Origin of the sequence: Uliginosibacterium sp. sgz301328 (genome assembly GCF_041807905.1) — a bacterium.
Classification (GTDB): domain Bacteria; phylum Pseudomonadota; class Gammaproteobacteria; order Burkholderiales; family Rhodocyclaceae; genus JBGVSA01.
In genome coordinates, this window is the sequence record NZ_JBGVSA010000040.1 from 1 (window position 1) to 23,729 (window position 23,729).

The window sequence follows — 23,729 nt, forward strand, 5'->3', positions numbered from 1 at the left end:
TGGGCGGTCTGCGCGAAGTGTTCGATGAAGCGCATGGGCGCCCGGCGCGCACGTTCCCTTCACGCCGCCCACTGCTACCGCTGGACCGCATTTACGTTCGCAACGTCAAGACGCGCGGTTCGCGCGTACTGGCGTCGCGCCCGTGGTCGCATCTATCCGACCATGCGGCGTTGATAACGGAAGTGCAGCTATAGCCGCCTAGGCGCCGGCAAGTCGTTCCAGCCGATCCAGGTCAGGCGGCGTCGCGCATGGCGTGGCGTCCAGCGCCGATGCAATATCGCGGGCGGCCGGAGAGAAATACGCCGTCACCTGGCAATGCAGGCCCGCCTGTGCGTGCAGTACGTATAGCGTCGCCCCGGCGGGTCGGCCGGCCTCGCGCCAACGTACTTCGAATTCGCTTTGCAGCGCGCGCAAAGGAAGCAGTGCTTCGACGCCATCGCCAAGCGTCATGCATGACCAGCTCACGGTCGATCCTCATGAAGGCAAGCGTCCATGTTGGCGCGTCGCATGACGGAACGCACCTTGCAGCGCGAAAGAAAACGGGCGCCGAAGCGCCCGTCTGCCCCCTTCATGCTGCCGCGGTGTTACGCCAGCGTCGGCATACCGGTCAGATAGCCCACGGCGGCGCCGTAGCGATCCTTGTAGTTGGCACGGATCAGCGGGTCCAGCGTGGTGTAGACCTTGAAATGCAGGCCGCCGATGACGTTGCCCGCCGAATCCTTGGTCAGTTCCCAGTCGCCCGGGTGCTGGAAGTTGCTCATGATGTACGTGAAGCCATTGACTTGATCGACCGCGTGCAGGCCGGTCGATTCGGCGCCCGACGGGCACGACAGCAGGCGCGTCAGCTCCTTGGTGTCGACGTTGTACGCCCACAAGAAATTATTGACGTGCGTGCTGCTATCTTCACCGATGAACAATGTGCGCAGCTTTTCCGAGAACTTGAGGTTGTCGGGGTTGGCGATCTTGTCCGGGTTGGCAAGGTTGCCCAACGCGTCGGCCGTGGAAAGGTCTTCGGCGATCAGGTAGGCGGCCATGTCGACTGGCACCCATTCGCTATTGATGGCTGTGCCCGTATCGTCCTTCTGGCCGCCCTTGAGGTTGAGCGCGTACACCGCGCCGGCCGACGGCCCGGTGATCGACACGCCCCCCGAGCCGTCCTTCATCTGCGTGCCAATGGCGCTGATCGCACTGTAGGCGACCTTGTCCTTGATGTTGACGGTCGTGCCTTCCATCTTGGTAAAGCCCAGGCTGCCGCCCTTGAACGCTGCGTAGCGGTGGGTTTCGAGGAAAGCGGCCGCCTTCTCTTGCCCCGCGACGAACTTGACCCAGTTGCTTTTGCCGCCGAACGGGATCTTGGTGTAGGTGGCGTCGGCCGGGTCGGCCGTCTTGACATCGACGATGTTGCCGATCTTGAGCGTGTTGGCCAGCGCTTCGATTTCGGCGCTGGTGGCCGAACCGAGCTTGATCCATGAGAGGTCCGCGCTGCCGCCGTTGGCGGTGGTCTTCTGCGTCCACTTGGCAACGTACAGCGTGCCGGACGACAGATCGCGCGCCTTGTCGGCAACGAACATGAACAGACCGCCGTTGCTCTGGTCGTCGCCCATCAGCGCAGTGCGCTCATCCGGCATGACCTGGATGAGTTCGTGCGAAATGCGGCCCATGCAGTAGTGCTTCTTGATCGAGCCCGTGCCGTCGGCATTGACGGTGACCTCCGGCAGATGACCGTAGTGGTACGGATTGGCCTTGGTGGCGTCGCCGTAGAGGTTCGTGCTGTAGGCCTGCAGTTGCGCGTTGGTCGCGGCCGTCAGCGCATCCGGGTAGTACTCCTCGCTCGACAGGTGGGTATTCCACGGCGACAGGCTGGCGCCGCAGGTGATCCACAGGCCATGGGCGCCGCTGGTGTCGACGTTGTGGTACTTGACCAGCGAGAGCTTGCCGGTGGTCTTGTCCTGGTCGAGCGTGAGCACGGCGATCGGCGAGGGCAGCATGCCGTAGACCGAGTCGCCCTTGGCGTTTCGCGAGGTGTACTCGAACTGCACGACGGCGAAAACCGTGTTGCCCTTGACGCCCGCCACGCTGGCGTTGGCCAGCGTCAGCAACGACATGCCGTCCGGCGAGTCGGAGAAGAATTGACGCCCGCCCGTGTAGGTGGCGTCGATGATCGGCTTGTTGTTGATGTCGACGTAACCGCCAGCGAGGATCGTGCCGCCAGCGCCGTTGGACACCATGTCGCCGGTGATGAAGAAGGTTTCGTAGTGCAGATCGTACGGCTGCGTGGTGCCGTCGCTGTACTTGACGACCATCTTGGAGCCGACGGTGGTCGTCGCCATGGCGGCGGCGTTGGCCAGCGCGGGCGCGGCCATCGAAGCGAAGCTCACCGAACTGACAGTGGCCTTGCTGGAACTGCTCGAACTGGCAACGCTGTCGCCGTTGTTGTTATCGTCGCTGCCGCAGGCGGACAGCAGCCAGGCGGCGTTGCCGACGGTGGCCAGCGGCAGGATCGATGCGCCGGAAAGGAACTTGAGCGCGCGGCGGCGCGATTGGTCGTGTTGTTGCGTCATTCTGTTTCCCCATTGAGCATGGCTAGGACTCTCTAGAGCGGAGTCCGTCGCGGTGAATGCAACGGGGAATGCTAGGCAACGAATATTAAGCTGCGGTGACGCTGATATGACACGCGCGCCGAACGCCGAAGCGGGGACGGATCAGTGCAGGGAATTGACGATGGCGTCTGCCACCGATCGGGTGAGCAACTCGCCACGCAACAGTTGCATGGCGTTGACGCGGGCGTCGATGGTGGTGACCGTCTGCAGGTTCTGTCCATCCAGCGAGTTCTGAATGATCGTGGCATAGCCGTTATTGCCGGACAGCGCGCCGATGTCGACAAAGTTGCCCGCGCCGTTCTGCACAATGACCGCAGAGCCCGAAGCGTTGGTCGTCACGATCGGGGCGATGCCCGCAGTCGCCGACGCCAGATCGCCAACGTTGAGCGTGGTGACGCTGGCCAGTTCGCCGTTGACGTACACCACCCGCTCGATGCCGAACGACACCGACAGGCCGCCGGGCGCTTCGAAGCCCCCGCGCATGTCATCGAGCGCATCATCGCTGAGCCGGCGCGCGCTGGCGAAGATCGGCTGCATGGGCGTGAGCGTGGGCACGTCGCCATCAGCCAGGCCCATGACGGGCCACGCCGCCACGGATGCTGCCAGCAGGCACATTCGCGAGAGGCGCGCAGCACCGTGTGTCATGGCATCAGTAATCCATTGGTCCGCGACGGACCAGTTGAGTATCCAGCCCGGTCAGATCGAACACGCGCTGCAATGGCGCCACGGGACGTATCCGCCAGTCGCGCTCGTTGTTGAACACGGCCTCCTGTGTGCGCACGGTCACCACCAGCAGGATGCCGTTGGTCCACAGGGTTTCGAACTTTTCGCGCGACATCACGCGGGTGCCGAGCGCGGGATCGCCCAGAAGAACGCGACCGTCGCGCACGCCCTTGATGACGACGAAGTGCATGTAGCCCTCTTCCTTGACCAGCGCGATGGCCGGCACTTTGGCCGAGGCGAGCTGGTCGAGCGTGATCTCCAGCCCGTCGCTGCCGAAGCCCGATGCGTCGAGGTAGCGTTTCATGTCGAGCATCGAGAAACCTTCGCGCTGGATCTTGGCGCGGTTGCCCTGCGCGAACATGCGGGTAAAGACGGCCGCCTCGGTCACCGGCGAGCCGTACTGGTAAGTCAGCAAAGTCGCCACGGCGGCCGACCCGCAACTGAAGTCATATTGCTGGCGCATCGTCGAAGCGAAGCGCATTTCCTTGATGCTGGTGAGGTGCAGCGAATAGCTGCCGCCCGCCACCTCCACGACAACGTCGCCGCCCCATGCCGGCGGGACGGCGCCAAGCGCACACAGAATCAGGATGACGGCGTATCTCACGATGCGCTCATTGCACCTGTACGTTGAGAATGACGGCGTTCTGGATCAACACGCCGTTCCCGCTGTTCTGGATCAGCAGCGGCATGCCGGCGTTGCCCGTGACCGAGCCCTCGCGCACGACGTTGTAGCCGGTGACGGCGTCAACGGTGGTCACGTCGGCCACGCTGCCATACGACCGGATGTCGCTCAGCGTATGGTCCGCCCCTCCGCGCTGCGTTTCGAGCATCGAGTCGTCCATGGCCTTGGCCGCAAAAGGCAGGGACGCCGTCCGCCCTCCTGTGCCGTCGCCGTCGGCGCGTGCCGAGTTGGCGCCGCCCAACAGAATCACCAGCGCCAGGGCCAACGCCAGCATCGACAAGGTGGATTTCATGGTGGGTCTCCTCGGTTATCTGCCGGACTACGAGGCGCATCGCGCCCCGCAGTCCGTATTACCCAACCATGTGCTCAGCGGGGATAGACGTTGCCTTGCACCGTCACACTTTGCTGAACGAGGGCGCCGATGCCGGTGTTCTGGCTGCTCAGCGTGATACCAGCGCTGTTCGAGAAGCTGCCCGTAACGGTGTTGGACAGGTTGAACACGCCGGCATCCACCGTGATGGTGCCGCCGTTGCCGCCCGTGCCGCTGGTCGCGGCCCCGCCCGTACCGCCAGTGGCGTCGCCCGCCGTGTTGGTGCCGCCAGCACCGCCGTTGCCGGCCGTATTGCCGCCACCTGCACCGCCGGAGCCGCCGGACCCTGCTGTGGCGCTGCCACTGGTCGCTGCGCCGGAAGTTGCCGTGCCGCCGTTGCCGCCCGCCGCTGCGGTGTTGGTGGCCGTGCCGCCGTTGCCGGAAGTGCTGTTGGCACCGCCGCCCGCCGCCGACGTCGCGCCGGTGGTGGCTGCGCCGCCGGTGGATGTCGGGTTGCCGCCCGTGCCGGTCACCGCGCCGCCGTCAGCCGTCGTTGCGCCACCGGTCGCCGTGCCGCCCGTGTTGGCGGTGCTGCCGCCGGTCGACGAGGGCGACTGCGTGTTGCTGCCGGAAGTGGAAGTCGCCGTGGCGGCTCCGCCTGCGCCACTGGTACTGGTCGGGCTGCCACCTGCGCCGCCCGTGTTGGCGACGGAGTCATTGCCGGCACCACGTGCGCCGCCTGAAGAATCGCCGCCACGGCCGCCACCCGCGCCGCTCGCGCTCAGGCCGCCCAGCGACCCTGCGCCCGAAGCGCCCGAGCCGCCTACCGCCCCGGCGCCGGAGTCACCGCCCGAGCCCCGGCCGCCGCCTGCAGCCGCAATGCCGCCGGCACCGGCTGAGCCGCCTCTGCCCGACGTGCTGCCGCCGGAGGAGCGCGCATCGCCGCCCACGGCCACCGCGCCGGCGCCCGCGTCGCCACCACTGGACCGGGCCGAGCCGCTGCCGCCCGCCAGCGCGCCGACGGCATCACCGCCGTCGCCGCCCACTGCACCACGTGCGGAGCCGCTGTCCGCGCTGCCCGAACGCGCCGTTGCACCAGCCGCACCCGTACCGCCGTTGGCGCCTACCGCAGTGCCACCACGATCGCCATTGGCGCCCCTGGCGTCGCCGCCGGAGGCCCGTCCGCCGTCGCCGCCGTTGGCCGTGCCGCTGGCACCGCCCGCTGCGCTACCCACGTTGAAGGCGGTGTTGCCCAGGCCGTTCACGCGAATGTGCGAGACGGTGCCTTCGAGTTTGGAGACGGCGACCACCGAGGTCTGCTTGAAGGAGTCAGTGATGGCCGAGGTGGCGGTGGAATTCGTCGCCGCCGAAGCCGTCCCCTGGCCCCAAGCAGCCGAATAGCCTTCGTTGTTGCGATTGTCACCGGTGCTCTTGTCGTTGTTCTGGTCCGAAGGGTTGTGCTGGCTGCTGTCTGTTGCATTCAGGGTGTTGCCCCCACCGCTGCGCCTGCCCACATCATTGGAGACGTCCGCCCAGGCCTGACTGGCGAAGCCGAAGGCGAGCGCGATTGCGCTGTACATCAGGGTTCTTTTCATCGCTGTTCTCCGCAAAAAGCCAAGACCTGGCCCCACGCCATGCTTGGTTTGCCCTCTAAGGCAACTTGCATGCCGGCAATTCAAGCCATTGAATTTGCAGAGAAAATTCTTCACCAGGCTGAAGAAGGCACGAAGAACGACACGAAGGTGTATCAGCGGCGATACAGCCCTCCGGGCAGGCTTTTCCGCCATTTGGCCGCGAAGAGAATCAACACACTGAAAGCACGGACATTTTTTATGCATTGCCCCATGGGGTAGATGTTTCGCGATCGATACATGCTCGTGGAGGGGACCCTAGGCGCCGCCGCAAAAGAGAACGGCCCCGCAGGGCCGTTCCTTGGTAGATCGCAACGAGGCAGATGCTCGCGTACGCCGTACGCTCAGCGAGGCCGATGCCCTCTCCAGCCGTAGAACACGATGTACGCGTAGCAGATGACCGGCACGAAGAACGACGCCAGCAGTCCTGTGTGGTCGGCGGAAAACCCCTGCACGAGCGGGATGATCGCACCGCCGACGATGGCCATGCACAGCATGCCGGAGCCTTCGCTGGTAAAGCGACCGAGGCCCACCAGCGCAAGCGAGAAGATGGTCGGGAACATGATCGAGTTGAACAGCCCGATGGTCAGCATGCCCCACATCGCCGCCTTCCCGCCCATGCTCATCGCCGAGACGATCAGCACGATATTCACGATGGCGTTGAAGGTCAGCAAACGGCTCGGGCGGATACTGCGCATCAGCGCGCTGCCGATGAAACGGCCCACCATCGCCAGTCCCCAGTAGATCGACAGGTATTTGCCGGCCTGCTCCGCCGGCATGGCCGCCACGTCGGGCAGGCCCAGCAGGCTGACCATCAGGCTGCCGATGGCGACCTCGGCGCCCACGTACGCAAAGATCGCCACGGCGCCGAGCAACAGGTGCGGATAGGCCCATACGCTGTGCCGCTGCGGCAACACGGCGTGCTGCTCATCCTGCTGGGTTTCTTCCACCCGCGGCAGTTTGTACAGCGCGACGAAGATCGCGATTGCGATCAGCACCGCAGCCAGTCCAAGGTACGGCACCTGTACCGACGACACCTGGGCCTGTTCGTACGCCGCCAGTTGTTCGGGAGTGAGCGCCTGCAGTTCGGCGGCACTCTTCACGGCGACGGAGAGAATCAGCGCTGCCCCCAGCATGGGTCCGAGTGTCGTGCCCAGCGAGTTGAACGCCTGCGTCAGATTGAGCCGGCTGGACGCGGTTTCCGGCGCGCCCAGCGCGGTCACGTAGGGATTGGCCGCGACCTGGAGGATGGCGATGCCGCAAGCCAGAATGAACAGTGCGGCAAGGAAGAATGGGTACGACTTCATGCCCGCGGCCGGGTAGAACATCAGGCACCCGACGCCGGCCATGATCAGACCGATGATGATCCCCGCCTTGTAGCCCAGTCGCTCGATGAAGTAGCCGGCCGGCAGCGACATGACGAAATAGGCTGCAAAGAAGCAGAACTGCACCAGCATCGCCTGGAAGTAGTTCAGCGTGAACAGTGCCTTGAGGTGCGGCACCAGGATGTCGTTGAGGGAGGTGATCAGCCCCCACATGAAAAACAGCACCGTCAGCGCGGTGAGCGCGCTCGTGTACGTCTTGCCTTGGCTCTCGGAGCTCATGACATCCTCCACGTTGTTTTTCGATCAGGGCCGGCAGCAGGGTCCGGACGGGCCGCCGGGAGTTGGGCGCATCGCAAGGGGCTGAGCATGCCACGTAGATGAGGAGAATGTCACCTTTGCGTTGGAGCAAACAACGGACGGCAGGGCGGGGTCGGAATATTTCCCGCATGACCGGCAATTGTCGAACATTCCGGCAAGCTCGCTTACAGCATCGCAGGACGTGATTTCAGTAGTCTCGGATACGCAAGCCGACGATCATCGGTATTTGGCGGCGTGATTCCTATACAAAGATTCCGCAGCATCGTCGGACATAATCTATTTCTTGCACGTTAATCAGATAGTTCTGATTACAGAAACAAGTTTTTTGCCGTTAAAAACCAGGGACAATCTGACAAAACGTCGCTTTCATTTAAGTTATTGATTATTAACAATCAAGGCCGTCTGGAATATAGCGTTTTCATTAAAACAACTAAACAATCCGACCTACGTCAGAAATCGCCGTCATCCTAATCGACGAATATCCTTCATTTGGGAAGTTCCAGACGATGACAAAGCGAACGGAATTCCGGACGAGAACGATTCGAGATAACAGCAAGACGCCTGCTGAAAGGCAAGGCTCCATTTCATTCAGGATATTTTTATGAGCTCGCCACCCAAGCAACAGATTTCCATCCTCTCCCAGCTGGGCGGAGGAGCGATGCCCGATGCAGAGAACGATGCAAGCAACGCGCGAGTGAAGTCAGTCGTCCTGATCGACGACCATCCGGCTGTGCGGGTCGCCATCCGGAGCATCCTGGAGAGCCAGGGCACGCTGTCCGTCGTGGCGGAGGCCGGCGAAGGCGTCGAAGGTCTCGACAAGGTCCGCAAGTTCGCTCCCGATCTGGTGGTGGTCGACCTGAGCCTGCCCGACATCGATGGTCTCGAACTCATCCATCGCATCAAGTCGTACAACAGCGCGGTGCGCGTACTGGTCCTGTCGGCCCGCGACGAACGTCTGTACGCGGTCAAGGTGATGCAGGCCGGCGGCAATGGTTTCGTCAACAAGACCAAGGACATCTCCGACATTCTTCACGCGGCGACGGTGGTGACGTCCGGCTTCAACTGCTTCCCGGTGCTGCACGTGGGCTCGTCCGGCAATGGCGACCCCGACCTGCTGAGCAAGCTGTCGGTACGCGAAATGACCGTGCTGCTGGGTCTGGCCGTCGGCGACAGCAACAAGGACCTCGCAGACAAGCTCTGCCTGAGCCAGAAGACCATCAGCACCTACAAGATGCGCATCCTGGAAAAGCTGCACCTGTCCAGCGTCGCGGATCTCGTTACCTTCGCCAAGACCAACCACCTCGTCGACTGACGGCTGGCCGCGGTACGGCATATCGTAGGTTCGCCGTCATGACCTTCTCGTTGGTATCAGCTTCGGGCAGGCCCTGGCGGGCCTGGCTCGCCCGGATGCTTGCGCTCGCGCTGGCTTGCGTGCCGATGTCCGGCATGAGCGCGCCAAGCCGCGACGACGCGCCTTCAGGCGAACCGCCTCCGCACCTGGTGGTGGATACGTCCCGTCTCGCCACAAGCCCCGCCGAACGCGCATACCTTGCCAGCAAGAACTGGCGCCTGGTGGCGGGCATCGTTCCCAACGACCTGCCGCCGTACGACATGGCCGAGAACGATCAGTTCTACGGCATCTCGGTCGACTACCTGCAGGCGATTGCATCGGTACTCAACGTCGACCTGGAATGGCGCACGTTCGCGTCGCGGGCCGACATGAAGGATGCCGCGCGACGCGGCCTCATCGATATCGTCACGACCACCGTGGTGCGCTCCGGCATCGAGAACCGGCAACTGGCGTACAGCCACGAGTACATGCCGAACAAGATGGTGCTCGTCACACGCGTCGCCGACGGCGAGGCCGCATCCCCCAATAAATCGCTCGCGTATGTGCCAGAGCACGTCCAGGTCGCCCGGCTGCGCCGCTACTATCCGGACTGGCGCCCCGACCCGCGCCGCAATTCGCTCGAAGCGCTGCAGGCCGTGGCGTTCGGGGAGACCGATGCCTTCATCGGCAACATGGGCGAGGCGAACTATCTCATCGAGCAGTTGCATCTGCTCAACCTGAAGATCACCAATTTTGCGGCCTTCGACGAAGACGGCTATTACTTCGCCACGCGGGACGACCAGCAGATTCTGCTGGGGCTGATCAATCAGGCGCTCGAGCACCTGCCGTCCACGTTCCAGCTCGAAATCCGCTCGCGCTGGGAGAGCGTCAATCATCTCGCCCTGTCGCAGCAGATACAGCTCACGCAGGCCGAATCCGAATGGATCCGCACACACCCCGTCGTGCGCTACTCCTCCTTCGCCGACGCGCCGCCCTACATGTTCCGCAACGAGTCCGGCTCGCTTTCCGGCATGGCCATCGACATGCTCGGCATCGTCTCGGAGCGTACCGGGCTGCAGTTCGCGCCGGAGGTCCATTCGACCTCCACGAGTGGCCTGAACAAGCTCGTGAACGGGCGGGTCGACATCCTCCCCGCAGCCGTGCAGACTCCCGAGCGCCGCGCCTTCATGGCATTCAGCCGGCCCTACGGAAACGGCCTGGCGGTCATCGTCACGCGCAAGAACGGCTCGCGCATCAGGGGGCCGTCGCAATTGCCCGGGCAGTCTGTGGCATTGGTACCGGGCTCTCCCTTCTGGTCGCAGGTCGAATCGCACGTGGGCACATCCAGCATGCGCACGGCTGACAACACGGACGCCTCCTTCACCATGGTGGCCAACGGCCAGGCAGACGCCACCGTGGCGGACATCGCCATTGCGCAATACATCATCAGCCGCTATCACCCGGACACGCTGAGCATCACAGGAACGATCAGCGAAGTGCCCCGCCCGATCGGCATGGCAGTGCGCCCCGACAATCCGGAACTGCTCAGCATCATCAACAAGGTGATCATCAGCCTCACGCCGGGCGAACTCGAAACGCTGCGCCGCCGCTGGTATTTCGTCCCCACTCCGGACGCCGGTCAGCATCGCTATCGCAAGGAACTCATCTACGCCGCCTGCGCCATGCTGGCCATCGTCGGCCTGTTCGCGGCATGGAGCTACTCGCTGCGCCGCCAGGTCCGCCGCCGTGCCGAAGCCGAACGACGTCTGAGCTCGGAACTGGCCTTCCAGACAACGCTGCTCGATGGCGTGCCGCTGCCGATATTCGTGCGCGATGCCGACCTCAAGCTGGTCACCGTCAACACGGCCTTCTGCGAGGCCACAGGCCATAAGTGGCCGGACGTCCAGAACGCGGGCCCGGACATTACGGCGCGTCACAACATGGACGACGCCAACTACCAGCGCTACCGCAGCGTCTACGACCAGGTTCGCGAGACGGGCCGCCCGGCAAGGACCGAGGTGACCGCCAACTTCCACGGCGAAGAGCGACGCCTGTATTACTGGCTCGCCCCGCTACCGGGTCGCGACGGCAGGCAATGGTTCGTCGGCGGCTGGCTCGACATTACCGACCGCGCCGCGCTCGAAAACGCGCTTGTGCACGCGAAGGAAGCCGCCGAATCAGCCGACCGGGCAAAGTCGAAGTTCCTCGCTACGATGAGTCACGAAATCCGCACGCCGATGAACGCCATCATCGGCCTGCTGGAATTGCAGTTGCGGCGCCAGCGCCTGTCGCCGCCCACGCACGAAGCGCTGACCATTTCGCGAGACGCGGCGCGCAGCCTGCTCGGGCTGATCGATGACATTCTCGACATGTCGAAGATCGAGGCGGGCAAGCTGCAGCTCGTGGAGCAGCCGGTCGACATCGCCGCGCTGATGCAGACCGTGGTGAAGACCTTCAACGGCCTGGCCCGCCAGAAGCGGATCACGCTGCGCGTCGAAACCGACACGCCGGGCGCCGTGTGGGCCAATTGCGACCCGCTGCGCGTGCGGCAGATCGTCAGCAACCTGCTGTCGAACGCGATCAAGTTCACCGATCGCGGAAGCGTCGTTTTCCGCTATTCGGCGCGGCAATCGGGCCAGGCGATCATCCTCGATGCGGAAGTCATCGACACGGGCGTCGGCATATCGGCGGAAGATCGCGAACGCCTGTTCCAGCCGTTTACCCAGGCGGCGCCCATTCCTGGACGGACCGGCGGAACCGGGCTCGGCCTGTCGATCTGCCAGCGGCTCGTCCACAAGATGGGCGGCGACATCCGCATGGACAGCACGCCCGGCAAGGGGACGACGGTCAGTTTTTCGCTGCGGCTTGGCGTCGCGTGCGCGCAGGAAGAAACCGGTCAGGAAGCCAACGACGACGCTGTCGACCTGGCCGGCGTACGCGTACTGATTGTCGACGACCACCCGGCCAACCGCATCGTATTGCGCAGCCAGATGGAGTATTTCGGTTGCGAGGTCGATGAAGCCAATGACGGCATCGACGCGCTCGATCTCTGGCGCGAAGGCGACTATTCCGTCGTCATCACCGATTTCTTCATGCCCGGTATGAGCGGCGATGTGCTCACCCGTCGTATCCGAGCCATCGAACAGGAAGAAGAACGCACGCCGGGACGCATCATCGGACTCACTGCCAGCCCGCAGGAAGAAGTGCTCGCCGAAGCGCGCGCGGCCGGCATGGACGCCTGTCTGTCCAAGCCGGTCGGGCTGGACCAATGGGGTGAAATCCTGGCGCCGACAGCCCGCAACGCCAAGGCCGGCGCCACGGCGGAGCACCCGGCGATCGGCGCCCTGCAGGCCGTATTCGGTGGGCAGCACGAAGCAGCACGCCAGTTCGTGACCGCCATTCGCGAATCCAATCGCGTCGATCTGCCGGCAATTGAAGCAGCCATTGCGGCCAACGATCTGTCCGAAGCCGGCAAGCTGGCCCACAAGATCATCGGCCCCCTTCGGCTGCTCGCCGCCGAAAGCTGCATCGACCCGTGCCGGGCCGTCGAAGAAGCCTGCCGCGATCAGGATGCGCCGCGCGCACTGCAAGCCTTTGGCGAACTCCGGTCGGCGCTGGCCGAACTGGACGCCAGTCTCGATAAGGCGTTGGCCGCCTGATCACACGGCCGTCGCCAGGCGGGCGCCACGTCGCGCCTGCCAGCTCGAGGCGCCCATCACGCCACCAACCAGCAGGAACACCGGCACGACGCCAAACACGGCGGAGATCGCGCCGAACACCGACGGGCCGACCAGGCCTGTGAGATTGCCGGCCAGCGAGCGCAGGCCGATCCCCTCGCCCACCCGGCCCTGCGGCACATAGCGATAGATCAGGCTGACGATATTGGGGTGCCCCCCGCCCGCCGCCAGCCCGAAGATGAACCCCATGAGCGCATGCAGCCAGCCGACATGCACGAAAGGCAGGCTGATGAAGACGCACGCCGACACGGTGAAGGCCAGCGCCAGCATGCGCCACTCCGACAGCACGCGTGACAACCATGGCAACAGCGCACGGACCGAGAACGTCCCGCATGCGAATGCCGACAACACCATGCCGACTTCGGTCGCGGTGTAGCCGCGCGCATGCCCCAGCACCGGCGCCATGAAAACGAAGCCGTCCCACGACAGCGAGATCGTCATGGCGACGGCATACACGCGCAGCAGTTGCGGGTCGCGCCACACCAGCGCCATAAGATTGTCGCCAGCCTCCGCGGCAGGGCGGACGCGTCCGGTAGAGGGCAGACGGACCCGGAACGAACACGCAAGACTGGCGGCGACGATCGCCGCCAGCATGCCGAAGGCCGCGCCGAAGCCCCGGAAGTCGATCATCAAACCGGTGATCGAAGGCCCCACCACAGCGGACACCGAATTGCCCATCTGCAGCCAGCCGAACATGCCGACACGGTCGCTTTCCCGCTCGAACGGCATCAGGCCGACGGCGACGTGCGCGGCCAGCATGTAATTGGAAAAACCCAAGCCGCTGAGAATTGCCGTCCCGAACACGGCATAGATCGAATCCCACATCGCCGGCAGCGCCAGCCCGGCAATCATCAGCACAAGGCTGATGCGCATCACTCGACGCGGCCCGACGCGGTCCACCCACCGTCCGCAGGCGAGCGAAAGGAACGCGGGGAGCAGGTTGTAAAGACTGTATGCCACGCCGGCGAGGGCCTCCGAGCCGCCGTGCTGCAAGGCGTACAGGGATGCCGTCACCCGGCCGCCGGACATGGTCACGTGGGCGAGGAGCGAAACAGCAATGAGGGAAAAGATCTGCGGATTGATGCGGGACGACATCGGCACATTGTACGCCAGTTGTCATACAACTTTAACGATTTACTTCGGCAAAATATTTTACCCGGATATATTGACGACGATTTTTACCCGGACAATAATGCAGCCAGTTCACATACCGGAGCACCCATGTCTTCCAACGAATACGTCGCTTTCCTTGGCGACACCCGTCTTGCCAGCGGCAGCCTGCCCCAGGTGACCGTGGCCGCCCGTCGTGCGCTCGAATCGTTTCCCGACCGTGCGCTTCTTGTCTTCGACGAAAGCGGGCGTCAGCGCGACATCGACCTGCGCGAGATGCCTTCGGCGGCATCGGACGACGCAGCCGAAGGGTCGCGGCGCGCGCCGGGTCGTCCGCGCCTGGGGGTGGTCGCGCGCGAGGTCACCTTGCTGCCCCGCCACTGGGATTGGCTCGGCGCGCAACAGGGCGGCGCGTCGGTGACGCTGCGGCGGCTCGTCGACCAGGCCCGCAAGGCGGACGACCAGACGCGCCACCGATTGGCGCAGGAGGCGGCCGACCGTTTCATGATGGTGATGGGTGGCGACCGTGCCGGATACGAAGAGGCCACGCGCGCGCTCTACCGCGGCGACATCGAAGGGGTTTTCGCCCACATCGCCGCCTGGCCCGCCGACATACAGGCACACGTCCGACATCTGCTGACGACTGACGGTGAATCCGAGTGACGCCGACCGTACCGACCTGGGACCTGTTCTGCACGGTCGTCGATAACTTTGGCGATGTCGGCGTGTGCTGGCGACTCGCGCGCCAGCTGGCGAACGAGCACGGCGTCCCTCTGCGGCTGTGGGTAGATGATCTGAGCGCGCTGCGCAGCATCGCACCCGCCGCGCGGGATGTCCCGCAGCAGATGCTCGACGGCGTCGACGTCCGCCACTGGACGCCGCAATCGGCCGCCTCGGCGGAGCCCGCAGACGTGGTCATCGAGGCATTCGCGTGCGAACTGCCGGCCGCCTATCTCGCCAGCATGGCGCGACGCGCAAAGCGGCCGGTGTGGATCAACCTGGAATACCTGTCGGCCGAAGACTGGGTGACCGGGTGTCACGGACTGGCGTCGACGCATCCGCAACTCGGATTGCGCAAGCACTTCTTCTTCCCCGGCGTGCGGGCGGGAACCGGCGGACTCATCAAAGAAAACTGGCTCGATGCGCGCCGAACGGCGTGGCTGGACGACCTCGCCGGCCAAACCGACTGGTGGTCGCGCATGGGCGTCGCGCCCCCGCATAGCGGAGCGCTGCGCGTATCGCTCTTCAGCTACGAAAACCCTGCCCTGCCCGGCTTGCTCGACGCGTGGGCAGCAGGCAAGCAGGCGGTGCATTGCGCGGTTCCGGCCGGACGGCCACTGCCCGCCGTCGCGGCATGGAGCGGTCGAGACTCGCTGGCGCCGGGCGACGTCATCGACGCGGGCGCGTTGCGCCTCAGCGTATTGCCGTTCATGTCGCAGGAGGATTACGACCGGCTCCTGTGGATGAGCGATCTGAATTTCGTGCGCGGAGAGGACTCCTTCGTCCGCGCGCAATGGGCCCGCCGCCCATTCGTCTGGCACATCTATCGGCAGGACGAGAACGCCCACATGGAAAAGCTCCACGCCTTTCTGGAGGTCTATGGCGAAGGCCTCGCAACCGACGCCTGCGCAGCGCTGCAAGACGCCTGGATCGCCTGGAACGAAGCGCCAGAAAGCATCGGCAAGGCCTGGGCCGCGCTCGACCTGGCGCTGCCGGCCTTGCGTGCGCATGCCGACCAATGGGCCGAAGCGCGCGCAAAACAAGGTGACCTCGCGGGCCACCTAGCGCTTTTTTGCAAGAGCTTGGTAGAATAATGGGTTTGGTTTCAACCAGTTATAAAACCCGTCAGGCCCCCTTAAGCGGGAGCCGAAACCCGCTAGGTGTATCAATGAAAACTGCTCAAGAATTGCGCTCCGGCAACGTGATCATGGTCGGCAACGACGCTCTGGTCGTGCAAAAGTCCGAATATAACAAGTCCGGCCGCAACGCCGCCGTCGTCAAGATGAAGCTGAAGAACCTGCTCACCGGCGCGCCGTCGGAGTCGGTCTACAAGGCCGACGACAAGTTCGAAGTCGTTCAGCTCGATCGCAAGGAAGTGACCTACTCTTACTTCGCCGATCCGATGTATGTCTTCATGGACGCCGACTACAACCAGTTCGAGATCGAGTCGGAAAACATGACCGACGCACTCAAGTACCTGGAAGACGGCCTGCAATGCGAAGTGGTGTTCTACAACGAGAAGGCCATCTCGGTCGAACTGCCGACCTCGGTCGTGCGTGAAGTGGTCTACACCGAACCGGCCGTCAAGGGCGACACTTCGGGCAAGGTCATGAAACCCGCCAAGCTCGCCACCGGCTTCGAACTGCCGGTTCCGGCCTTCGTCGAAATCGGTGACAAGATCGAAATCGACACCCGCACCGACGAGTACCGCAACCGCGTCAAATAAGCCAGCCAGGCATCACTCAGGAAAAGGGGCTGGCAACAGCCCCTTTTCTTTTGAGTCACCGCCGGAGGAGAACCGCATGAAAACCGCCATCACCCTGACCAGCTTCGATTACGACCGCCTGCGCGCGTTGTTGGATTCGCCGGCTGGCCGCAATGCGCCGAATGGCGCCGCCCTGTCGGAAGAGATCGACCGTGCCGACATCATCGACCCGCGTGCCGCGCCGAGCGATCTCGTGACGATGAATTCCACGGTGCGCTTCGCCATCGAAGGGGGTGATGGCGAGAGCGAGTCCACGCTGTCGTTCCCGCGCGACGCGGACAAGCAGGACAAGCCGCGCATCTCCATCCTCACCCCGATCGGCAGCGCGCTGCTGGGGCTGCGCGCGGGCCAGAACATCCAATGGCGCGTGCCGAGCGGCAAGACGGTCACGCTGCGCGTGATCGCGGTGACGTGGCAGCCCGAAGCACACGGCGAAGACCTCGGCGAATAGCATACGGCTGCACACAAAACGCATCGGGCCGCGACTCGCACTGACGAGTACGCGGCCCGAATGCCATGGATGCGCGGCGACTTACTTCGGCTGCGGCGTCAGGCGCAGATACGGACGCTCCGCACGATAGCCCGCCGGAAAACGGCGCTTGATCTCGTCCGGGTCCTGCAGCGACGGCACGATGACGACTTCATCGCCCTGCTTCCAGTTGCCCGGTGTTGCCACCGAATGCTTGTCGGTGAGCTGCAGTGAATCGATGACGCGCAGGATCTCGTCGAAATTGCGTCCTGTGCTGGCCGGGTAGGTGATGACCAAGCGCACCTTCTTGTTCGGATCGATCACGAACAGCGAACGCACCGTCGCCGTCGTGCTCGCGTTCGGATGAATCAGGTCGTACAGCTCCGACACCTTGCGGTCCGCATCCGCGATGATGGGAAAGTTCACCGTCGTTCGCTGCGTATCGTTGATGTCGTCGATCCACTTCACGTGCGACTCGACCGGGTCGACCGACAGCGCGATCACCTTCACGCCGCGCTCGGCGAACTTGTCCTTGAGCTTGGCCGTCAGCCCCAGCTCGGTGGTGCACACGGGCGTAAAGTCGGCTGGGTGCGAAAACAGCACGCCCCAGCTATTGCCCAGCCATTCATGAAAGCGAATCCGGCCTTCCGACGAGTCCTGCTCGAAATCGGGCGCCGTATCTCCAAGCCGCAAACTCATGATGCCTCTCCCAAATAGCTCATCCAGTTGAAACCGCCGCGTCGCGGTGCGTTGCCGTTCTTGCGCACGGACTTGCCGGCGCTGCCGGCGGCATCCAGCCGCCCCAGCGGCAGATCCGACTGCGTCTGGCGAAGCTGCTCAAAAATGCGTAGCCCTTCCGGCCAAGGCCCGAATCCTGAATCGATGTTGATATGCCCGGCGGCGCCGACATTGATGAAGTGGCTGCCCCAGCGCTCGGCCAGGTATGCCGCCTTCATCAGGCGCACCCACGGATCGTTGGTGCTTGCCACCACCACGCTCGGAAAGCCGAGGTGCTGGTCGGGCAGCATTTCGCGCACGCCGAATTTATCCGGGTCTGCCGGCGCGACGAACATCACGCCCGCGATGCGGTCGCGGAAATCCCACGCCGCATGCGCGCTGGCCAGACAGCCAAAGCTATGCGCCACGATCCACACATGGCCGTTGGCACGATCCAGCTCACGCCGGACGGCTCCTGCCCAACGCGGCAGGTACGGCGTTTCCCAATCGCTCTGCTCGACGCGCACCGCGCCCGGCAATTGCGACTCGAACCAGCTCTGCCAATGTTGTGGCCCGCTGCCGTGAAGGCCGGGCACGATGAGCACAGTGGACATGGTGCAGCTCCGTCAGGCGGCCATCAGAGGGTCGCGATGGACACCTCGGTCGACTTGACCAGGGCCACGACCTCGCGCCCCACCTTGAGGCCCAGCTCATCGACCGAGCGCGTCGTGATCACCGACGTGACGATGCCCGACGACGTCTCCACATCGACCTCGCTGACCACGTCCCCGCGCACGATCTCCTTGACCTTGCCGCGGAACTGGTTGCGCACATTGATCGCCTGGATGCTCATGTTCGTTCTCTCTGTCTGATTGGGGTACGGCCACTGTACGAGGTGAAGCGGGCCGGAGGGAACGAATTAAAGGTGCATTGCATATTCCACGCTGCGCTGTGGACAAGACGTGTCTGGTGTCATGGCGCGATCCGCATGCCGGGCGGCATGGACGGCATTTCGTCATCGCCGCGGAAAGTCTATAGTCCCCGACGCGCGGCGGCTCGGGCCGAGGTGTTCGATCCGCCACTGTTCGCCGCCTTGTGCAGTGCCAATTTCATGCAGGCGGTGCAACGCCCCGCCAGGTACCAACAGCTTCTCGCACCCATGAGCCTGGCGTCGGACGAAAGGATCGCCTTCCTGCTCGGCGTTGCAGAACCCAATTCGTTCTATCGGGCATTCCAGGACTTGACGGGGCAGACACCTGACAGTGCCCGTCATGCCATGCGTGTGAACTGAGGAGAAGTGCCATGACGGCTCTTGCCGATCAACGCGAAGTCATTCTTGCGGGTGCGACAGGCTTGGTGGGCGGTCAGATACTGCAGGCCTTGCTGGCCGAGCCGAATGTAGGACGGGTGCATGCGCTGGGGCGTCGGGCACCGAACGTCAGCCATCCCAAGTTGCAGGTTCACATCGTGGATTTCGGCCGTCTGCCAACGCTCCCCAGGGCTGACGAGGTGTATCTGGCGCTGGGCACCACCATCAAGGTTGCCGGCAGCCAGGCGGCGTTTCGCGCCGTCGATCTTGAAGCCAATCTTGCTGTGGCTCAGGCAGCCGTCGCTGCCGGTGCTCGCCGCATAGGGGTGGTCAGCGCCGCAGCGGCAAACGCGACATCCTCCGTGTTCTACAACCGCGTGAAGGGCGAGCTGGAGGACGCGCTCAAGGCTATGGATCTTGCAGCACTGGTGATTGCATAGCCCTCGCTTCTGCTGGACTACCGCAGCGGCCTGCAACAACCCACGCGCATCGGGGAACTGATCGCGATTCCGATCGCAAAGCTGCTTGCTCCCGTCCTGCCCGGCACCTACCGCCCGGTACATGCGCGGGCGGTGGCGCTGTCGCTGATCAAAACCGTTCCGATGGCGGCAGGAGTGCTCGTACTGGCTTCGGATGAGCTTGCCAGGCTGGGCAATAGCAACTGAAGCCGCGTCCTTTTCTTATCTGTTTACTGCCCTGGCACCGAGAGCCCCCCAACATCCGCCCGGGACGATGTAGACCTTGCAAGCGCAACAGAGAGAACGGGCGCTGCTCGCCGAGTTAAGTGGATGGCAGCCGGCATCTCAAAGCCACGTGGGCGAACGCATCCATAGCTCGCCGCCACGCGCCGGACCCACTCTGCTGTCGCAACTCAATGTGGATGGCCACTCCGCTCGCATGTCGCTGGCATTGAATGCCGACACCTCGCACTTGGAACTGTCCCGCACGGCCGCAGCCCGTCAGAGCGCCCCGATCTGCATCTCCAATCGCGCCATGCGGTATTTGCTAGACATGGAATACACCTACAGCGATACACACACTCCGACCATATATTTCCTGCAACAGGTCTGCCGGCAATCAGCTTTCCAACCCAACAGAGGGGAATCGCGATGCAGCGCAGAAATTGGCGATGGGCACTTGTTTCATTGACCGCTTCGGCGGTCGTCCTGGGGTGCGGTAACGACGACGGCAACACGGCTGGCGATTCCGCTTCTGCCGGCCTCATTGTGGACAGCGATCCGCAAAGCTGCTCGGCACTCTCCAGCACGGGCACTCCAGTGGTGGTTGGTTCCGGTCTCAGCGGCGACCCGGCCGCACCGGAAGCGGCATCCGGCTATCGCCTGGGCTACAAGGCCAAGTACTCGAACAGCTACATGGTGGTGGCGAACACGCCGCTGGCGGTAAAAGCGGGCTGCGAAGTGCTCAAATCCGGCGGCACGGCGGTAGACGCCGCGATCGCCGTGCAAGCGGTGCTTGGCCTGGTGGAGCCGCAGTCGAGCACCATCGCCGGCAGCGCCTTCATGCTGTACTACGACGCGGCCAGCAAGAAGGTCACGGCCTACGACGGCCGCGAAACCGCGCCGGCGGCCGCCAACAATTACTACCTCGTGCGCCAGAACCAGGCCGACGCCTCGTCGCCGGCGCCGGTCCCCAATGCGCGGCGCAGCGGCCGCTCGATTGGCGTCCCGGGCGTCATGCGCATGCTCGATATGGCTCACAAAGAGCACGGCAAGCTCGCGTGGCGTGACCTGTTCAACGAAGGCATCAACCTGGCGAGCAACGGCTACAGAATCCCCGGCCGCCTTGGCGACGCCATCAGCAGCAACGCCGCCAGCCTGCGTCTGGATGCCAACGCCGTGGCAGCGTTCTTCAACGCCGACGGCACGCCCAAAGCGACCGGCACGTTCACCACGAACGAACCCTACGCGCAGACGCTTCGCACGATCGCCAGCCAGGGGGCCGACGCGTTGTACACCGGGCAACTGGCCGCCGACATCGTGGCCAAGGCCGCCCAGTCGGTGGGGGACGATGCCGCCCGCACGCCGATCACGCCCAGCCTCATGACGGTGGATGACATCAAGAACTACCAGGCCAAGAAGCGCGATCCGGTGTGCGCCACATACCGCGACGCCTATTACGTCTGCACCATGGCCCCGCCTTCGTCAGGGGGCATCGGCATCGCTCAGTCGTTGGGCATCCTTGAGACCTTCAACCTTTCGCAATATGCGCCAACCAATCCGGCCAACGAAGGCGGCATACCCAGCGTGCTGGGTGTGCATCTCATTTCGGATGCCGAACGACTGGCGTACGCGGACCGCGACAAGTACGTCGCCGACACCGATTTCGTCCCGCTGCCGGGCAATGGCGTGTCGACCATGATCGACAAGGCTTATCTCAAGCAGCGCGCCGCGCTCATCAACCCCAACGGCAATTCAATCGGCGTCGCCCCCGCAGGCAACCTCGGGGACGTACCGCTGGGCGTCGACAAAACCGTCGAGCATGGCACCACGCATTTCTCCATTGTTGACGCCTACGGCAACGTCGTCTCGATGACCACGACGGTCGAATCGAGCATGGGCTCGTTCCACATGGTGGATGGCTTCTTGCTCACCAACCAGCTCACAGACTTCTCCGCGCAGCCGACCGACAGTACAGGCGCACTGGTGGCCAACCGCGTGGCCTCCGGCAAGCGTCCACGCAGCACGATGGCACCGACCCTGGTTTTCAGGGGCACGCAACCCGGGGACTTCTTCATGGCCACGGGCTCGCCCGGCGGCGCCACCATCATCCAGTACGTGCTCAAGACGGTGGTGGGCGCGATCGACTGGGGGCTCGATGCGCAGCAGGCCACCTCGCTGGTGAACTTCGGCGCCGCCAACAGCGCCACCACCAACGTGGACGGCTCGAATACCTCGCTCGATCTGAGTGCGCTCATTGCCGGCCTGCGGGCAAAGGGCCACACGGTGTCCAATGGCGCCCAGTCCAGCGGGGTATCGACCATCATGCGCGTCACCCGGAACGGCCAGACCCAACTGGAAGGCGGGGTCGACCCTCGGCGCGAAGGCATTGTCCTCGGCGACGGCGCCATGTGAGGCGAAACAAGGCGCATCTCGAACAGAGCTGCGCCTTGTCGCACAGAGGCCACGACGAACGGCATCCCGCTGGAGACCAGGCGTCCAGATCATTGCGCGCCCTGCCGGTACAACAGCGAACGACGCGCTTCAGTCGCAGTACAACGCCTCGGCCAGCTCGATGAGTTCGATCACGTCCGTGCAACCGAGCGCCCGCATGACATTCGATTTGCGGGTACGTATCGTGCTGACGCTGACGTCCATGGTCTTGGCCATGTCCTTTACGCTCATCCCGCGGGCCAGACCCAGGAATACCCTCAAGTCGGATTCGGACAGCGTCGGCAGCGGATCGTCGGGGGCGGCGGGGTAACAGACATACCCATCCATGACCGCGTGGATGATCGCCGAGGCGCTGGTGAACAGCGTCTCGTCTTCGACGAAAGCGGTGGCATTGGCCTTGCGGATGCGGTTCACGGAAATCGACAGCGCTTTCGGAACGACGACGACTGTCTTCGTCGTGTTGAACGCGGCGAGGCGCGAAATGATGGCCTTGACCGTTTCAAGCGGCGGCACGGCGGTGCCGAAATGAATGAGCACGATGTCCGGCGCCGCACGTTGGAGACCGTCCACGTCCCCATCCAGACCGATATCCGCGACAACCTTGATCCCGGCTTGCGCCCCGAGAATGTCCGCCATCGCAGTGGAGAAGAGCGGTCTGTCTCCCATCAGCGCCACCCTGATCGGACGATCCATGTCTTCCTCCCTTTCCCCTCTCGCGCGGGGTCTAGCAGAGCGCCGCGCGGATCAATGCATCGCGTCCATGCGGCATCTCCAAGGCGAACGGAGACGCAGCACGGCCGGCGCCTCAGCGCAGCCGCCTGACTCGATCATTCACCGCCCGGCACAGGACATCCTGCGACGACTGCCTCACCAATACCGCGTGCGCCGCAATGCGCGGCATCGTCCAGGTCTGCGTGAAATACAACGGCGGCACCAGCGCAATGAGTTCGGCATGCTCCCAACGCGCCGGGACAGAAGCGATGTCTTCGATGACTCGGCGCCGCACGCGACAGGCGTCGATGTCCACGACCACCACATCCGGCGCATGCGCGAGCACGGCGTCGACAAGCTCGGCGATGTCCGTGCACAAGGCCTCCGCCTCCATCCCGTCGCGCAGCCATCCAGCGATCTGCGCGCCGCGCCACGTACTGCATGCGGCGACGATTGTCGTCAGACGATGTGTCATGCGTTCTCCTTCGCCGATCGGGCGCCGTCATGCTGGCGGCACCCGCCCCGCACCTCACTGCTCCACGCGGATCTCCACGCGCCGGTTCGGTTGCAGACACGCCTTGACGGCATTGCTCGCCGGCCCCGGACATTGCACCAGGGGCGCGCCGCTGCCCACGCCCTGGGCGCGCATCGGCTGCGTCACGCCGCGCGCCTTGAGGTAGGCCATCACGGTGTCCGCGCGGCGCTGCGACAGAGCAGCGTTGTAGGCGTCCGTGCCCAGCCGGTCGGTGTGGCCGACGATGCTCAGCGCCTTGACGGTCTTCACTTTCTGCAAGGTCTCGGCCAGTGCGTCGAGCTTGGCGCGCCCCTCAGGCAACATGTCGGCCGCGCCACTCTTGTCGAACTTGAAGAGCGCATCCGCCCCGAGGTTGATCACCGGCGGCAGCACTTGCGGCGGGGGGGGCGGCACGGGTTTGTCGGGTGATGTGCAGCTTTCCAGATCGGCTTGCGCGAGCGCCATCTGCCCTTCCACGCCAGCCACTTTCTTCTGCGCGGTCTCGAATGCGCGTGCCCAGGCGTTGTGCCCCGCCCACATGAGGTTCACTTCCTGGCAGGCGATGCGCTTCTGTGCCGGTGGGCAGTTCTGGAAGCGCGGGTCGGCCTTCATCCTGTCGAGGTTCGC

General features: G+C 64.2%; 23 protein-coding genes and 1 pseudogene. 10 read left to right on the forward strand and 14 right to left on the reverse strand.

Annotated features, from left to right (window positions below; genetic code table 11):
* Positions 1-194 (forward strand): annotated as a pseudogene (locus ACDA63_RS18935) (EEP domain-containing protein); the annotation flags it as partial.
* A gap of 4 nt (positions 195-198) precedes the next feature.
* On the opposite strand, the gene ACDA63_RS18940 reads toward ACDA63_RS18935, so the two are convergent.
* The 7 genes from ACDA63_RS18940 to fucP form a co-directional block, all read right to left on the reverse strand.
* On the reverse strand, positions 199-465 hold the full coding sequence (locus tag ACDA63_RS18940) for a hypothetical protein (protein WP_373664858.1): 267 nt from the start codon (positions 463-465) through the stop codon (positions 199-201).
* A gap of 119 nt (positions 466-584) precedes the next feature.
* On the reverse strand, positions 585-2,561 hold the full coding sequence (locus ACDA63_RS18945) for a PhoX family phosphatase (protein WP_373664859.1): 1,977 nt from the start codon (positions 2,559-2,561) through the stop codon (positions 585-587).
* 141 nt (positions 2,562-2,702) lie between these two features.
* Positions 2,703-3,245, reverse strand: coding sequence for a hypothetical protein (locus tag ACDA63_RS18950; protein ID WP_373664860.1), 543 nt, complete (start codon positions 3,243-3,245; stop codon positions 2,703-2,705).
* Positions 3,246-3,249: 4 nt separating this feature from the next.
* Entirely contained in the window at positions 3,250-3,927 is a 678-nt protein-coding gene (locus ACDA63_RS18955; RefSeq protein WP_373664861.1) for a C39 family peptidase, read from the reverse strand.
* Positions 3,928-3,934: 7 nt separating this feature from the next.
* Positions 3,935-4,297, reverse strand: a complete 363-nt coding sequence (locus ACDA63_RS18960) for a hypothetical protein (protein WP_373664862.1) — start codon at positions 4,295-4,297, stop codon at positions 3,935-3,937.
* Between the two features lie 74 nt (positions 4,298-4,371).
* Positions 4,372-5,910, reverse strand: coding sequence for a hypothetical protein (locus ACDA63_RS18965; RefSeq protein ID WP_373664863.1), 1,539 nt, complete (start codon positions 5,908-5,910; stop codon positions 4,372-4,374).
* Positions 5,911-6,290: 380 nt separating this feature from the next.
* Positions 6,291-7,550, reverse strand: coding sequence for an L-fucose:H+ symporter permease (gene fucP, locus ACDA63_RS18970; RefSeq protein WP_373664864.1), 1,260 nt, complete (start codon positions 7,548-7,550; stop codon positions 6,291-6,293).
* A gap of 640 nt (positions 7,551-8,190) precedes the next feature.
* On the opposite strand from fucP, the gene ACDA63_RS18975 reads away from it, so the two are divergent.
* Both ACDA63_RS18975 and ACDA63_RS18980 read left to right on the forward strand, forming a co-directional pair.
* Positions 8,191-8,901: a response regulator gene (locus tag ACDA63_RS18975; RefSeq protein ID WP_373664865.1), complete on the forward strand. Its 711-nt coding sequence runs from the start codon at positions 8,191-8,193 to the stop codon at positions 8,899-8,901.
* 134 nt (positions 8,902-9,035) lie between these two features.
* Complete coding sequence (locus tag ACDA63_RS18980; RefSeq protein ID WP_373664866.1) at positions 9,036-12,578, forward strand: transporter substrate-binding domain-containing protein; 3,543 nt, start codon at positions 9,036-9,038, stop codon at positions 12,576-12,578.
* Here the strand turns inward: ACDA63_RS18980 and ACDA63_RS18985 are convergent, their stop codons facing one another.
* A complete protein-coding gene (locus ACDA63_RS18985; protein ID WP_373664867.1) occupies positions 12,579-13,751 on the reverse strand; it encodes an MFS transporter in 1,173 nt (390 codons plus the stop codon). It lies immediately after the preceding gene.
* Positions 13,752-13,877: 126 nt separating this feature from the next.
* On the opposite strand from ACDA63_RS18985, the gene ACDA63_RS18990 reads away from it, so the two are divergent.
* The 4 genes from ACDA63_RS18990 to rnk all read left to right on the forward strand — a co-directional run bounded on the left by ACDA63_RS18990 (position 13,878) and on the right by rnk (position 16,702).
* Entirely contained in the window at positions 13,878-14,429 is a 552-nt protein-coding gene (locus tag ACDA63_RS18990) for a DUF2239 family protein (protein ID WP_373664868.1), read from the forward strand.
* Complete coding sequence (gene earP / locus ACDA63_RS18995; protein ID WP_373664869.1) at positions 14,426-15,580, forward strand: elongation factor P maturation arginine rhamnosyltransferase EarP; 1,155 nt, start codon at positions 14,426-14,428, stop codon at positions 15,578-15,580. The genes ACDA63_RS18990 and earP overlap by 4 nt, the downstream gene beginning before the upstream one ends.
* 74 nt (positions 15,581-15,654) lie before the next feature.
* Positions 15,655-16,212, forward strand: coding sequence for an elongation factor P (gene efp, locus ACDA63_RS19000; RefSeq protein WP_373664870.1), 558 nt, complete (start codon positions 15,655-15,657; stop codon positions 16,210-16,212).
* Between the two features lie 76 nt (positions 16,213-16,288).
* Positions 16,289-16,702, forward strand: a complete 414-nt coding sequence (gene rnk, locus ACDA63_RS19005; RefSeq protein ID WP_373664871.1) for a nucleoside diphosphate kinase regulator — start codon at positions 16,289-16,291, stop codon at positions 16,700-16,702.
* An 81-nt stretch (positions 16,703-16,783) separates the two neighbouring features.
* On the opposite strand, the gene ACDA63_RS19010 is transcribed toward rnk, so the two are convergent.
* The 3 genes from ACDA63_RS19010 to ACDA63_RS19020 are packed head-to-tail and all read right to left on the reverse strand — an operon-like array spanning position 16,784 to position 18,290.
* Complete coding sequence (locus ACDA63_RS19010) at positions 16,784-17,419, reverse strand: peroxiredoxin (protein WP_373664872.1); 636 nt, start codon at positions 17,417-17,419, stop codon at positions 16,784-16,786.
* A complete protein-coding gene (locus tag ACDA63_RS19015; RefSeq protein WP_373664873.1) occupies positions 17,416-18,051 on the reverse strand; it encodes an RBBP9/YdeN family alpha/beta hydrolase in 636 nt (211 codons plus the stop codon). The genes ACDA63_RS19010 and ACDA63_RS19015 overlap by 4 nt, the downstream gene beginning before the upstream one ends.
* A gap of 23 nt (positions 18,052-18,074) precedes the next feature.
* Positions 18,075-18,290 carry a molybdopterin-binding protein gene (locus ACDA63_RS19020; protein WP_373664874.1) on the reverse strand — a complete coding sequence of 72 codons (216 nt, stop codon included), beginning with the start codon at positions 18,288-18,290 and terminating at the stop codon, positions 18,075-18,077.
* Between the two features lie 135 nt (positions 18,291-18,425).
* Between ACDA63_RS19020 and ACDA63_RS19025 the strand changes: the two genes are divergently transcribed.
* The 3 genes from ACDA63_RS19025 (at position 18,426) to ACDA63_RS19035 (ending at position 21,838) form a co-directional block, all read left to right on the forward strand.
* Positions 18,426-18,728: a hypothetical protein gene (locus tag ACDA63_RS19025; RefSeq protein WP_373664875.1), complete on the forward strand. Its 303-nt coding sequence runs from the start codon at positions 18,426-18,428 to the stop codon at positions 18,726-18,728.
* An 11-nt stretch (positions 18,729-18,739) separates the two neighbouring features.
* Entirely contained in the window at positions 18,740-19,186 is a 447-nt protein-coding gene (locus ACDA63_RS19030) for an NAD-dependent epimerase/dehydratase family protein (RefSeq protein WP_373664876.1), read from the forward strand.
* 669 nt (positions 19,187-19,855) lie between these two features.
* A complete protein-coding gene (locus ACDA63_RS19035; protein ID WP_373664877.1) occupies positions 19,856-21,838 on the forward strand; it encodes a gamma-glutamyltransferase family protein in 1,983 nt (660 codons plus the stop codon).
* Positions 21,839-21,967: 129 nt separating this feature from the next.
* Here the strand turns inward: ACDA63_RS19035 and ACDA63_RS19040 are convergent, their stop codons facing one another.
* The 3 genes from ACDA63_RS19040 to ACDA63_RS19050 form a co-directional block, all read right to left on the reverse strand.
* On the reverse strand, positions 21,968-22,570 hold the full coding sequence (locus ACDA63_RS19040; RefSeq protein ID WP_373664878.1) for a LuxR C-terminal-related transcriptional regulator: 603 nt from the start codon (positions 22,568-22,570) through the stop codon (positions 21,968-21,970).
* A gap of 112 nt (positions 22,571-22,682) precedes the next feature.
* Complete coding sequence (locus tag ACDA63_RS19045) at positions 22,683-23,063, reverse strand: hypothetical protein (protein WP_373664880.1); 381 nt, start codon at positions 23,061-23,063, stop codon at positions 22,683-22,685.
* Positions 23,064-23,117: 54 nt separating this feature from the next.
* The coding region (locus ACDA63_RS19050; RefSeq protein WP_373664881.1) for an OmpA family protein at positions 23,118-23,729 on the reverse strand (612 nt) is incomplete at its 5' end.